13 protein-coding genes are annotated in these 12,854 nt (G+C 71.3%); 3 read left to right on the forward strand and 10 right to left on the reverse strand.

Annotated elements, in window-relative coordinates:
• Positions 1-77: 77 nt before the first annotated feature.
• Positions 78-1,469 (reverse strand): alpha/beta hydrolase family protein, encoded by a 1,392-nt coding sequence (locus J2853_RS08985; protein WP_307556518.1) that lies wholly within the window; start codon positions 1,467-1,469, stop codon positions 78-80.
• Between the two features lie 182 nt (positions 1,470-1,651).
• Complete coding sequence (locus tag J2853_RS08990; RefSeq protein ID WP_307556519.1) at positions 1,652-2,641, reverse strand: ArsR/SmtB family transcription factor; 990 nt, start codon at positions 2,639-2,641, stop codon at positions 1,652-1,654.
• Positions 2,642-2,706: 65 nt separating this feature from the next.
• Here J2853_RS08990 and J2853_RS08995 point away from each other — a divergent pair, with 65 nt between their 5' ends.
• The 3 genes from J2853_RS08995 to J2853_RS09005 all read left to right on the forward strand — a co-directional run bounded on the left by J2853_RS08995 (position 2,707) and on the right by J2853_RS09005 (position 5,461).
• On the forward strand, positions 2,707-3,924 hold the full coding sequence (locus J2853_RS08995) for an MFS transporter (protein WP_307556520.1): 1,218 nt from the start codon (positions 2,707-2,709) through the stop codon (positions 3,922-3,924).
• A 90-nt stretch (positions 3,925-4,014) separates the two neighbouring features.
• Positions 4,015-4,644, forward strand: a complete 630-nt coding sequence (locus J2853_RS09000) for a DsbA family protein (RefSeq protein WP_307556521.1) — start codon at positions 4,015-4,017, stop codon at positions 4,642-4,644.
• Positions 4,645-4,876: 232 nt separating this feature from the next.
• On the forward strand, positions 4,877-5,461 hold the full coding sequence (locus tag J2853_RS09005; RefSeq protein ID WP_307556522.1) for a hypothetical protein: 585 nt from the start codon (positions 4,877-4,879) through the stop codon (positions 5,459-5,461).
• A 60-nt stretch (positions 5,462-5,521) separates the two neighbouring features.
• On the opposite strand, the gene J2853_RS09010 is transcribed toward J2853_RS09005, so the two are convergent.
• The 8 genes from J2853_RS09010 to J2853_RS09045 all read right to left on the reverse strand — a co-directional run bounded on the left by J2853_RS09010 (position 5,522) and on the right by J2853_RS09045 (position 12,773).
• A complete protein-coding gene (locus J2853_RS09010) occupies positions 5,522-6,433 on the reverse strand; it encodes an amidohydrolase family protein (protein WP_307556523.1) in 912 nt (303 codons plus the stop codon).
• Positions 6,430-7,608: a vWA domain-containing protein gene (locus J2853_RS09015; RefSeq protein ID WP_307556524.1), complete on the reverse strand. Its 1,179-nt coding sequence runs from the start codon at positions 7,606-7,608 to the stop codon at positions 6,430-6,432. Before J2853_RS09015 ends, J2853_RS09010 begins: the two co-directional genes overlap by 4 nt.
• An 84-nt stretch (positions 7,609-7,692) precedes the next feature.
• On the reverse strand, positions 7,693-8,583 hold the full coding sequence (locus tag J2853_RS09020) for an AAA family ATPase (protein ID WP_307556525.1): 891 nt from the start codon (positions 8,581-8,583) through the stop codon (positions 7,693-7,695).
• Positions 8,584-8,684: 101 nt separating this feature from the next.
• Complete coding sequence (locus tag J2853_RS09025; RefSeq protein WP_307556526.1) at positions 8,685-8,987, reverse strand: EthD family reductase; 303 nt, start codon at positions 8,985-8,987, stop codon at positions 8,685-8,687.
• Positions 8,988-9,018: 31 nt separating this feature from the next.
• On the reverse strand, positions 9,019-10,026 hold the full coding sequence (locus J2853_RS09030; RefSeq protein WP_307556527.1) for a xanthine dehydrogenase family protein molybdopterin-binding subunit: 1,008 nt from the start codon (positions 10,024-10,026) through the stop codon (positions 9,019-9,021).
• A gap of 3 nt (positions 10,027-10,029) precedes the next feature.
• Positions 10,030-11,415, reverse strand: a complete 1,386-nt coding sequence (locus tag J2853_RS09035; RefSeq protein WP_307556528.1) for a xanthine dehydrogenase family protein molybdopterin-binding subunit — start codon at positions 11,413-11,415, stop codon at positions 10,030-10,032.
• Entirely contained in the window at positions 11,412-11,930 is a 519-nt protein-coding gene (locus J2853_RS09040) for a (2Fe-2S)-binding protein (protein WP_307556529.1), read from the reverse strand. Before J2853_RS09040 ends, J2853_RS09035 begins: the two co-directional genes overlap by 4 nt.
• A gap of 42 nt (positions 11,931-11,972) precedes the next feature.
• On the reverse strand, positions 11,973-12,773 hold the full coding sequence (locus tag J2853_RS09045; RefSeq protein ID WP_307568633.1) for an FAD binding domain-containing protein: 801 nt from the start codon (positions 12,771-12,773) through the stop codon (positions 11,973-11,975).
• Positions 12,774-12,854: the final 81 nt, after the last annotated feature.

Genomic DNA, 12,854 nt, shown 5'->3' on the forward strand with positions numbered 1-12,854 from the left:
GCTCCCGTACGGCCGCGCACCGGTCACGGGTGTCCGGGCGGCCCTCTCCGTACGGAGAGGGCCGCCCGACAGGGGACTCAGCGGCAGGCCGGTGCGACGAAGGCCGGGCGGCTCACCTCGGTGAAGCGGCAGCCGAAATCAGGCTTCGACGTGTGGTGGACCTGGTCGCCCGCCGCACGCTTCCCCTTTTCGACCCAGGTGACCAGATCGTCGAAGGCCCGGGTCAGCTCGCCCTGGGTGAAGTCGCAGTGACCGACGGCCCTGATCGCCCGGGAGACGAAGTTGCCGGACTGCCTGTTGCGCGCCGTACGGTCCGCGTAGATCTGCTCCATCGAGTAGGGGACGAAGAGGTCGCCGATGTTGTGCAGGGAGAGCACGGGAATGCGGGGGTCGCCCTCCACCGCGGGGAAGCCGTCGAGGCCGCGGCTCGGCCGGTCGGTGGCGGCGACCCTCAGCACGTCACGGTTGAGCTCGCGCTCGGCTCTCGTCAGGCTGGACCGGTCGTCGAGCTGGTAGACCGTTCGCCGGTTGTCCACGACGTTGCCCTTGGAGATGTTCGCGGTGCCCCCGGTCAGGCCCGGGTAGATGCCGAACAGGAACGGGATCTGGGTGAGCGGCGCGCGGCCGATCGCGTTCCAGTAGGCGAAGGCGGAGTCGAATCCGGGGCGGTCGCCGCCGCTGCGTTGCTCGACCGCGTCGCTCCAGGTCCTGCCCAGTTTGGTCAGCGCCGGAGGCGTGCCCTGGTTGAAACCGCTGCCGAGCTTGGGCAGCAGGCCGAGGACTCGATCGGCGTAGGTCTGCTGGTACTCGGGCGCGGGGGAGAGCGGGAAGTCGGTCCGCGTCCCGGTGAGCGCGGCGGCCGTCACGTTGGCGTCGTTGAAGTAGTCGAACAGCTCGGTGTCGCCGAGGACGCCGCACGCGGGAAGCGCCCCGGCGAACGTCCTGCGGTAGTGCTCGACGGCGACCGCGGCGACGTGCCCGCCCATCGAGAAACCGGTCATGTAGACGCGGCGCGCGGGTTTGCCGGTGACCTGGCGCGCCAGCGCGATCAGCGCGTGCGAGTCCTTGACGCCCTGCCCGACGTCGTAGCCGTTGGTCTGGTAACTGGAGGCGGCCCAGGCGTATCCCCGGGCGATGAGGTGGGCACGCAGGGGGGAGTTGTCGACGTAGACGGTGGTGTCGGTGCCCCGGTAGCCGTGGGCGTACAGGACCAGCTCACCGTTCCAGTTCGCGGGGACCTCGATCCGGTAGGCGGCGCCCTGCTTGACGCCCGCGTGGGCGGTGGCGCCCGGCAGCGCGGTGAAGGGCCTGCCGGAGGGATACTCGCACCACGGGTCGGCCACGGTGTATCCGGGTTGGGTCTCGCTGGGTGTGGGTGGGGCGCAGGCTGTCGCCGCGGCGGGCGGTGACCAGACGACCGAGACGGCCGCGACCATCAGAACCGTGACTCCGAGCCGAAGTGACCTCATCGGGCGCCTCCACTAGAAGATTAATCTGTCTAGGTGGATGTACCACGCCCCGACGATCACCGGTAGGCCCACTTTTACCGGTCTCCAGGCGTCGGGCCGTCCTTGGGGAGCGCAGGCGCGGGACTCCTCTCCCACGTGTCCGGCCTCGGATCGTTCCGTGAGTGTCGTCCGGCCGGCGGGGCTCAGGAAGTCGTTCCGCTCAAGGACGCCCCGAGATCGGTCGTCAGGTACAGAACATTGCGCCCGGATCGCTCGCGCGCGACCAGCCCGCTCTCGCGTAACACGGCAAGGTGCTGCGACACCGCACTGGGCGTGACGCCGAGCGCGCGAGCCAGGTCCGTCGTCGTCGCGGGCGACCGCAGCTCCTCCAGGAGTTCGGCCCGCGCCCGGCCGAGCAACCGGACCGCACTGGCCGCGGGAGGCCGCGTCCCCGCGGTCCACAGCGCCCCGACGCCCCGTGCCGGATATCGCACCGTGGTCTGAGTGGAGGTGCTCTTCTTGATCAGCACGTAGGGCGAGCCGAGAACGACCGGGATGAGAACCAGCCCACCCGGACCGCGATTCACGACGCGCTCGGTCAGCCAGCGCACTTCCCGCAGCATCAGCCGGCCGTCTCGCCAGCGCAGATCCGGGTGAAGGTCGGTGAACAACCTCTCGGCGCCACCCGCGGTCAACTGCCTGGCACGATAGCTGACGTCCGCCTCGAGTACGGCCCGGATCCGTGACCAGTGCGGCGCGACGAGCCGGTCGTGCGCCGCCCGCAGTTCCGCGGCGATCGCCCGCAGGCCCGCCGCCGGCCGCGCGGCGAGCGCGGCGACGGCGTCAGGGGGTTCGTCGCCGAACACTCGCCGGAGGCTGGCGCGCACCTGATGAGCGGTCGTTCTCCGCAACGCCGCCAGATCGTCCTCGATGGAGGCCCCCGTGCCGAGCGGGGCGGGGACGAGGAACTCCGGCCAGCTCAGCCGATCGTTCACGAGCAGCGGCAGGGTGCGGGAGAGGTCGAGCGGACGCCTGGCGAGTTCGTCCGCCGCCCACCGCAGCCACCGCAGGTTGATCGGGTGCCGATCGATGTCACCCAGTTGCTGCAGGCCGGCCACCGTCTCCGACAGCGGTGAGATCGCGAATCGCGTCGCCGCCAGTTCGGCCACGCCGAGATCGATCGTCAGAGCCACGAATCGATTATGTAGCGGTGGTCTAAATGCTGTCGTGACGGCGCCCGGCACCGGACGATCCCGGCATGAAACCAGACATGAAACAGGCCGACGCCGAGCCGCGCCTGCCCGCGGCCTACTGGCGGTTGTGGTGGGCGACGGGCATCAACGCCGTCGGCGACGGGGCGTTCGCCGCGGCCGTCCCGTTGCTGGCCGTCACGGTCACGCGCGACCCCCGGCTCGTGTCGGTGGTGTCCGCGGCGACGTACCTTCCCTGGTTGCTGCTGTCCCTCCCCGCCGGCGCGCTCGTCGACCGGCACGACCGCGCCGGCCTCATGTGGCGCTCGCAGGCGATCCAGGCGGTGATCGTCAGTGTCGTCGCGGTCCTTGCCGCGCTCGGTCGGCTCGGCATCCCGATGCTCGCGATCATGGCCTTCGGGCTGGGGGCGTGCACGGTCGTCTTCGCCAACGCGGCGCAGGCGATCCTGCCGGACCTCGTCGCGAAGCCCCTGCTGTACAGAGTGAACGGCCATCAGCAGACGATCACGACGGTCGGCTACCAGTTCCTGGGACCACCGATCGGCAGCCTGCTCTTCGCGGTCGCCGTGGCGCTGCCGTTCGGGATGGACGCCGCCTCGTTCGCCCTGTCCGCCGCGCTGCTGGCGACCTTGCCCGGGCGCGGTCGCCGGCAGGCCGGGCACCCGCCGATGCGCGCGGCCATAGCGGACGGCCTTCGCCGGCTGGCCCGTCATCGGCTGCTGCGCACCCTCGCGATCCTGCTCGGGGTCAACACCTTCTGCGGCCAGCTCGGCAACGTCACCCTCGTCCTGCTGGCGACCCAGACCCTGCACCTCGACGCGCGCGGTTACGGCCTGCTGCTCGCCGGCGCCGCGATCGGCAGCCTGCTCGGCGGCCTGGCCGGCGCGCGCGTCGTCAGCAGGGCCGGTGAGCTTCCCACGCTCCTCACCGCGCTCGCCGTGAACGTCGTCGTCTTCGTCGGGATCGGGCTGAGCCCGAACGCGCTCGTGCTCGGCGCCCTGCTGGCGGTCAACGGCTTCGTCATCACCCTCTGGAACATCGTGACCGTCGGTCTCCGGCAGCGGATCGTGCCCTCCGAGATGCTCGGCCGGGTCAACAGCGTCTACAAGATGCTCGGCTGGGGACTGATCCCGCTCGGGGCGCTGGCCGGCGGGCTGGTGGCGCACACGTTCGGGTTGCGAGCGCCGTACCCCGTCGCGGGGGTGCTGCGAGGGATCGCCCTGCTGGTCGCGATGCCCGTGCTGATCCGTGCCATGCGCGACTGATGGTCGCTTCTGGTGGTTCGTCGGGGGTTGTCGATAAGCTCCGTAGCCGTCCCGGTTCCAAGGCCCTCACAGCAGATGATCGGAGAGTTCATGCCGGCGGACAAGGCGATCGCGGACCTGTGGTTCGACCCCTCCTGCCCGTACACCTGGATCACCTCCCGGTGGCTGCTGGAGGTCGAGAAGGTCCGGCCGGTCGAGGTGCGCTGGCACGTGATGAGCCTGTCGGTGCTCAACGAGGGCCGCGACGAGGATCCGGAGGGCGACACGGAGGGCTATCTGTGGGTGCCCGTGCGGATCTGCGCCGCAGTGCGGCAGGAGTACGGCCAGGAGGCGCTCGTGAGGCTGTACACCGCGATGTGGACCGTCGGGCGCGAACGCGGACAGGACTGGCCCGGTTCCCTGCACGACGCTCTGACCGCGGCCGGACTGCCGCTCGAACTCGCCGAGTCCGGCATGTCGACGGCCTACGACGACGTGGTGCGCGCCTCGCACGCCGAGGGCATCGGCCTGATCGGTGACCACGTCGGCACCCCGGTGGTCGCCGTCACCGGCGCCGACGGTGAGCGCGTCGTGTTCTTCGGCCCGGTCATCTCCCGGATCGCCACCGGCGAGCAGGCCGGTCGTCTGTGGGACGGGACGCTGCTGGTGGCCGGCACCCCGGGCTTCCACGAGCTCAAGAGCGCCCCGCACGAGGAGCCCCGGCTCGACGGCCCGAACTGACCTCGGCGAGCCGGGGGCGCCCAACCGCCGGGCGGCTTGTCGATCTCCGACGGCTTTTCGCGTGCCGTCCCGCCGGCCGGCGGAAACATCGTCAATTTCTCGGTACGGCCGGTGAGTTGCCGAACCGGGGACGCGCCGCGCCTCTCTATATTGCCGAAGAGCGTGCGTCGTGCCCGAAAGCATGAGTTCAGCGGCTCGCCCCGATGGTTGGTGCCGAGCGGCTGGAGCGAACATGGTCGATGGAGCGTCCCGCGATCCCCGCCCGCAAGGGAAGCGCGGCTTCCCCGAAATCGACCCCAGCCTCCGGGCCACCGCGGCGGCGACGGCGGGTGGCACGCTCGTCATCCTGTGGCCCGCGTTCACGCTGGGCGCGTACGGCGCCGTCTTCTTCGACGCCGTGCTGGGAATCTGGGCCGTGGCCACGGCGGTGCTGCTCTCGGGTCTGATGCTGCGCACCAGAGGTGCGCTGCCCTGGGGAGGCTGGGTCGCCCTGGCACTGCCCTCGGTCTGGGTCGTCCTGGCCGTCGTGGCGCCGAGAGCTCACGGGTTTCGCTACCTCCACTACTTCGAGGTGGTGCTCACCCTGGTGGGCGCGCCGACACTGACGTGGCTGCTGTCGAGGATCCTGCTGCCCGACTACGCCGAGCTCCCCGAACTGCACCGGCTGCGGGCGATCGCCGTCACGATCGCCGTCGGAGTCCTGGCCTTCCTGCTCGGCAAGTTCAATTACCTGTTCCTCACCTGCGCCGATTTCGACATCAGCGGCAACAACCCCCCTTCCGGCTGCACACACGGCCCGCCTTTCCACCTCCTCTGAGAGCCCCGCGCGTGGGCGGCTCGTGATCGCCCCGCGGGCGGGTCCGGGGCGGGGAGGACGTCAAAGGCGGTAGACCCGGCGGGCGGTCGCGCCGAACACGTCGCGGGAGACCTCGGAGGGCCGGTGGGAGAGAACCTCCCGCCACGTGGAGACCAGGGTGGGCAGGTCCGTCCAGAGCTTCTCGATGGGGAAGTTGCTTCCCCACATGCAGCGGTGGGAGCCGAAGAGCTCCAGGCAGGTGGCCGCGACCGTCTCGATCAGCGACCGGTCCACCCGATGCACGAACGTGCCCTGGCCGGTGAGTTTCACCACGACGTTGGGGCGCTCGGCCAGGAGTCTCAGCCCGCGGGTCCACTCCGCGACCCTGGAGGGCTCGGAGTCGTCGAGCATTCCCGCGTGGACCAGCACGAACGTGACGTCGGGGAAGTCGTCGACGAAGCTCGCGGCGTCGGCCATCTGACCGGCGAAGACCTGGAGCTCGAACAGCCAGCCGAGGTCGGCGAGCGAGGCGATGTTGCGGCGGAAGACGGGGTCCTTCATGCGGTCGGGGGAGGAGGCGAAACGGAACTCCGGCCGCTCGTGCCAGTGCAACTGCAGCCGGGTGCCCCGCATGAGCGGGGTGAGCTCGGCCTGGCGGCGCATCACGTCCGCCGCGCCCTCGTCGAACAGGTCCGCCGAGCCGATCACGGCCGTGGGCCAGCCGGTCTCGGCGTGCGTCTCGCGCAGCCGGCGCACCTCGTCCAGGGAGCGGTCGAGCGGCCAGTTGGCCTGCACATAGACCGCCGACGTGATGCCGCAGGCGGTGGCCTCCTCGACGTACTCCGACACCGGGTAGTCGCGGCGGATCGGCTCGTACGGGCCGAAGATGCGCGGGACCATCTCTCCCTGGAGCCAGGGCAGGTCGGCGGCGCGCCAGATGTGGTGGTGCGCGTCGACGATCCCGGGAGACGGAAGGGCGCCGGCGTGGGTCATGAGGGGACTCCCGTGGGTCGTGGGGTGGGCCGCCGCCGCGCCGCCGCGCGCCGGGGGCCGGACAGGACGGCCGGGAGGCGGCGGACCTCCGCCAGGCCGGTGGGCAGGTCGCGCACGCCGCCGAGGTGGTCGAGGCTGGGAAGCTGGGCGGCCATGGCGCGTGTGACCGGGCTGTAGGTGGGGGAACAGGCCAGCGGCGACCACCAGACGAGCCGGTGTCCCAGGCGCGACAGGCGGGCGGTCGCGCGGACCATGGGCTCGTGGTCGCCGCGTTCGAGCCCGTCGGAGAGCACGATCACGAGCGCGCCCCTCGCGAGCGCCGTGAACCGCGGGACGCTCAGGAACTCCTGCAGCGCCGCCCCGATCGCCGTGCCGCCGTCGGCGTCCGTCACCTTCCCCGACACCGCCCGCAGCGCCCGATCGAGGTGCGGGTGCGACAGCGCGGGGGTGATCCGGGTGAGCCGGGTGCCGAAGGTGAAGACCTCGGTGCGGGCCGGCGCCGCGCGCAGCGCCGTGTGCGCGAGGCGGAGCAGGTCCGGGGTGTGCTGCCGCAGCGAGCCCGAGACGTCGACCAGGATGAGCAGGCGGCGCGGGCGTGGGGGCCGGGCGCGTCGGCGCAGTTCGACGATCTCTCCGTCGTGGCGGTGCGCCCGCCGCCAGATGTGCCGCATGTCCAGCCGGTCCCCGGACCGCGCCGGGCGCCGCCGCCGCGACGGCGCCCAGGGCAGTACGGCGGGCCAGGCGGCCTCCAGGTCACGCATGACCGAGCGCCGCCGCTCGTCGTCCGGGCCGAAGTCCCGGCTGCCGTACGTGCTGAGCGCGCTGGCCCGGGTGCCGTCGCCGGGCAGTACGTCCTGTGGCGCGGGGTCGTCCTCGCCGGGTCCCTGGGGGGAGGGCACGTCGCTCTCCGAGGCCGGTGGCGGGACCACGTCCTGAAGGCCGCCCTGCCGGAACCACGCGTCGAAGACCCGGTCGAACGCGCCCAGCTCGCCGACGTCGTGCAGCAGGGTGATCCGGGCGTACCAGTACAGGGCGGTCAGGTCGCGCGGTGGCGAGGCGTCGATGACCCGCAGCAGGTCGGCCTGTTTCGGCAGCGCGGTGGTCACGCCCGCGGCGCGCAGCGCGGACAGGAACCCCCACAGGTGACCGGCGGCGAGGGCGATGGGTTCAGGCATCGCCGGACACCTCCGTGGGGTCTGCGGGGACGGTGGGATCAGGCATCGCCGACCGCCCCCGCGTGGCCGACGGAGAGGAAGGACTCAGGCATCGCCGAACAGCTCCTCCGCGTGCCCGAGGAGCAGCCGGGTGTCCTCCTCGTCCTTGATGAGCAGGCCGAGAGCGCGGCGCAGCGCCACGGGCCATGGGCTGCCGCCCTCGGCCAGGGCCGTCGCGCCCCGGGCCCACTCCACCGATTCTGCGATGCCGGGCCGTTTGAGCAGCGGCAACCCGCGTACCCGCTGAACCGCGCGCACCAGCCCCTCCGCCGCCCGCTCCTCCAGACCGGGCACGGCCGCGCGCAGGATCGCCCGCTCGCGGTCGACCTCGGGGAAGGCGATCCAGTGGTAGAGGCACCGTCGTTTGAGGGCGTCGTGCAGCTCGCGGGTCCGGTTGGAGGTCAGCACCACGATCGGCGGCGTGCGCGCCCGGACGGTGCCCAGCTCCGGGATCGTGATCTGGAAGTCACCCAGGAACTCCAGCAGGAACGCCTCGAACTCGCTGTCGGCGCGGTCGATCTCGTCGATCAGCAGGACCGCGCCGTGGTCGGACTCAAGGGCCCGGAGCAGCGGCCGCCGCAGCAGGAACTCCTCACGGTAGAGGTCGCCGACCTCCTGGCCGCGGCTCTCGGCGACCCGGACCTGGAGGAGCTGCTTGGGATAGTCCCACTCGTACAGCGCCTGGCCGGAGTCCAGGCCCTCGAAGCACTGGAGCCGGATGAGGTTCCGGCCGACGACGCGCGAGAGCACCGAGGCGACCTCGGTTTTCCCGACGCCCGGTTCTCCCTCCAGCAGCAGCGGCCGGTTCAGCCGCAGTGCCAGGTGGATGGCCGTGCAGAGCCCTTCGTCGGCGAAGTACCCCTCCCGTTCGAGTGTCGCGGCGAGCTCGCGCTCGTCCAGGAGAGCCGGCGCCACGGAGGACCCGACAGACGTCACGGATGACCCGTCGGGCCTCGCGACGGATCCGCCGGGTGCCACGGGGGATCCCCCGGGTGCCACGGAGGATCCGTCGGGCGTCGCGAAGGGCCTGCCGGATGTCACAACTGCGAGTGCTCGGTCGTGAGCAGGTGGACCCGCTGGGCGGTGTGCGCGGCGGCGTCGGCCGCGGCGGCCTTGCCGTGCTCGGAGCCGAACGCGGCGGCCCGGGCGTCCTCGTCGTCGAAGTAGAGCTCGTTCACCGAGTCGAACGGCGCGTCCTCGCCGTTGCTGACGCTCACCGTGTACTTGCGCAGTCCGGGGAGCTTCCTGGCGAACTCGATGTGCTCCTCCACGACCCACTTCGCGAACTCCTCGTGGGAGATGTTCTCCGCGCGCTTGAGCAGCGATACGACTTTCAGCATATTGATTGATTCCTCCATATTTGGTGGGTTTTCAGGCGTCCTGGCGGAGGGCGTCCAGCCCGCGCAGGACACGTTCGGGGGTGAACGGCATCGCCGTCAGGCGCACGCCGCAGGCGTCGAAGACGGCGTTGGCGATGGCCGGGATCGGCGCGTTGGCGGTCATCTCGCCGATGCCCTTGGCGCCGTAGGGGCCGTTGCCCGCGGGGCGCTCCAGGAACAGGCTGTGCTGCGCGGGGAGGTCGGCCGGGCCGGGCATGAGATATTCGGCGAAGTCGCGAGGCCCGTGGTCGCGTCGCGGGTAGTAGGGCTCGGTGGTCTCGAACAGGGCGTGCGACAGGCCCATCCAGGCTCCGCCCTCGACCTGCTGGGTCGCCATGGCCGGGTTGAGCGCCCGGCCGATCTCGTAGACGTTGTACAGCTCCAGCACCTCGATGACCCCGGTCTCGTCGTCCACCTCGACGACGGCGGCCGTGCACGCGTGCGCCTGGCACGAGTCGGGGTCCATCTCTCCCGTCTCGGGCACCGGCGTGCTCGGCTCCTTGAGGAAAATGCCGCGCCCGGAGATCGTGCGGCCGTGCTTGAAGTGCGCGGCCAGCGCCAGGTCGGTGATGTGGATGCTCTTCTCGTCCGAGCCCTTCAGCTTGATGACGCCGGTGCCGTCGGTCTCCAGGTCCGCGGCGTCGACCTCCAGCTCCTCGGCGGCGACCTCCAGCATCACGCCGCGCGCCTCGGCCGCCGCCATGATGACGGCGTTGCCGACGCGGTGGGTGCCCCGGCTGGCGAAGGTTCCCATGCAGTGCGGGCCGGTGTCGGTGTCGGCGGTGTCGACCAGGACGTTCTCGATCGGCAGGCCGAGCGTCTCGGCCGCGCACTGCGCGGCGATCGTCTTGATGCCCTGGCCGAGGTCCACCGAGGACAGCGTGATCACGAACGTGCCCGTGGTCGTGGAGTGGATCAGCGCCTGTGAGGGGTCGCCGCCGAGGTTCATACCGGTCGGGTAGTTCACCGAGGCGTACCCGCGCCCGCGCAGCTTGGCCATGGCCTACAGCCCTTCTCGTGTCGTCGAGGACATGCGGCGGTACGCCTCGGGCAGTTCGTGCCCGACCAGCTCCGCGGTCTTCTGGATCACTTCGACCAGGGCCGTGCCCTCGGCGACCTTGCGGTGGGCCTTGAGGTCCCCGTCGCGGTAGGCGTTGAGGAGGCGCAGCCGCAGCGGGTCCATGGACAGCGCCCTGGCGACCCGGTCCATCTGCGACTCCAGCGCGAAGTCGCCGATGGTCACCCCGAACCCGCGCATGGCGCTGGACGGCGTGCGGTTGGTGAACACGCAGTGGCAGTCGGCCCACACGTTGGGGATCGAGTACGGCCCGGGCAGGTGGGCGGCGGCCTTGGTGGTGCCGTACGGCGTGTGCCGGGCGTAGGCGCCGGAGTCGACGTACAGCGTGACCTTTCGGCCGATGATCCGGCCGTCGTCCATCACGGCGTCCTTGATGTAGATGCGCTCGGCCGCGCGCGGCGAGGAGACCTGCATCTCCTCGTCCCTGTCGTAGACGAACTTGACCGGGCGGTCGGTCACCATGGCGGCCACGCAGGCGACCGGCTCGACGGTGACGTCGACCTTGCCGCCGAAGCCGCCGCCGACCGTCCCGCCGACGATGCGCAGCCTGTTGAACGGGACCTCCAGGATCAGCGCGGTGTTGTCGAGGGTGAAGAAGCACGCCTGGGTGTCGGAGTGGATGCGCAACCGGCCGTCCGCCTGCGGGACCACCACGCAGCCGGTGGTCTCCGTGGGGGCCTGCTCGATCGGGGCGGACTCGTAGCGCCACTCGAAGACGTGGTCGGCCTGGCCGAACGCCTTCTCCACGTCGCCGAAGCGGATCCGCCGGCAGTGGTGTCCCTCGTACTTGAAGAAGTTCTGGCCGTGGTACTCGTTGACCAGCGGCGCCCCCTCCGCCAGGGCCTCCTCGACGTCGAAGACCGCGGGCAGGTCCTCGTAGTCGACCCTGACCCGGGCCGCGCCCTCCAGAGCCGCCGCCTCGGACTCGGCGACCACGGCACAGATCGGCTCGCCGAGGTAGCGGACCTTGTCCACGGCCAGGATGGGCTCGTCGTCCGGCCCGACGCCGATCAGCTTGAGGGGGGTGTAGAGGTTGTTCGGGATGTCGGCGTGGGTGAGGATCCGCGTGACGCCCGGCACCGCGAGGGCGGCGGTCAGGTCGACGCCCCGGATCCTGGCGTGGTGGCGGGCCGAACGGTGCATCTTCAGATGCAGCAGCCCCGGCGGGGCGACGTCCTCGAAGAACTCGGTCCGGCCGGTGACGTGCCCCCGCGCGTCGGAGCGCTGGACGACCGAGCCGATGACGGTGAAGTCGTCCTCGCGCTCGGCGGCGAAGGGGCGCTTGTCGATGGGAGCGAGCCGGTAGGTCATCGCGACACCGCCTCCTCCGCGGGCCGTCCCGGCTCGACGCCCGCTTCGCGCCTGCGCCTGGCCGCGTCCAGGATGGCGATCACGATGGGCCGGTAGCCGGTGCACCGGCAGACGTTTCCCGAGATCGCCTCGATCACGTCCTCCTCGCTCGGATCGGGGTCGCGGTCCAGCAGGGCCTCGGCGACCATGATCATGCCCGCCGTGCAGAACCCGCACTGGGTGGCGAAGTTGTCGACGAAGGAGCTCTGCACCTCGTCGAGGTTTCCGTCGGAGGCCACCCCCTCCAGCGTGCGGACCGAGTGGTCCGCGACCGTCTCCACCGCGACCAGGCACGCGGTCGCCGGCCGGTCGTCGACCAGCACGGTGCAGGTGCCGCAGCTTCCCTGCGCGCAGCCGCGCTTGGCCGCGGTGAGCCCCAGCGACTCGCGCAGGATCGTCAGAAGTGTGGTTCCCGGTCTGGCGATGAACTCCCGGGGCTCGCCGTTGACGACGAGCGAGACGATCTGTGACGGCATGGTCCTGCCCTTTCTGGGGGATGGGCACGTGCGGTGAGACGACTAGCCGATGAAGGCCCGGCGCAGATGGACGGGCAGGACCCGCGACCGGTACCACGCGCTGGCGTAGGCGTCGTCGAAGGGCGCGGTGTCGGCGCGAGCGGCCTGCCCGGCCTCGGTCAGGACCTCGGGGCTCAGCGGGCGGCCCCGCATCAGCCGTTCGGCCGACACCGCGCGCACCGGGCGCGGGGCGACGCCGCCGAGCGCGGTCCTGGTCGAGGTCACCACGCCGTCCGCGGTGTGCGTCACGGAGGCGACGGTCACGATGGACGCCGAGTTCAGCCTGCGGCGCATGGCCTTGTGGTAGTACCAGGTTCCCGGCTCGGGCAGCGCCGCCACCACCGCCGTGACGAACTCGCCCTCGGCGACCCCCGACGCGAGCACGTCGGCCACCGGGGCCTCGCGCCGCCCGCCCGGCCCGGTGATCTCACACGTCGCGCCGAGGGCGAGCAGGCAGACGGCCAGGTCACCGTACGGCTGCGCGACGAACAGGTTGCCGCCGACGGTCGCCAGGTTGCGGATCGTCGGGGAGGCGATCGTGCGCAACGCCGGACGCAGGAAGCCGAGCCCGGGATGCTCCTTGACGGAGGACAGGGGAGCGGCCGCGCCGATCCGGGCCACGCCGTCGCGGACCTCGATCCCGGCCAGTCCCGCCCTCCGCAGGCTGACCAGCTCGTTCCTGATCGCGGCCCCGCTGTTCACCAGCGGCATCACGACGGTGCCGCCGCCCATGATCCATCCGCCCCTCGCGGAGTGGACGGCCGCGGCCTCGGGAGACTCGGGCAGGTGCACCGCCTGGATCATCACGTCTGGGACTCCTGGCTTGCTCCGTTACAACCGGTTAAATTATCGATAATTGATTATCGGCACCGTAAATCGGGCTTC

Source organism: Streptosporangium lutulentum, from assembly GCF_030811455.1.
Lineage (GTDB): Bacteria > Actinomycetota > Actinomycetes > Streptosporangiales > Streptosporangiaceae > Streptosporangium > Streptosporangium lutulentum.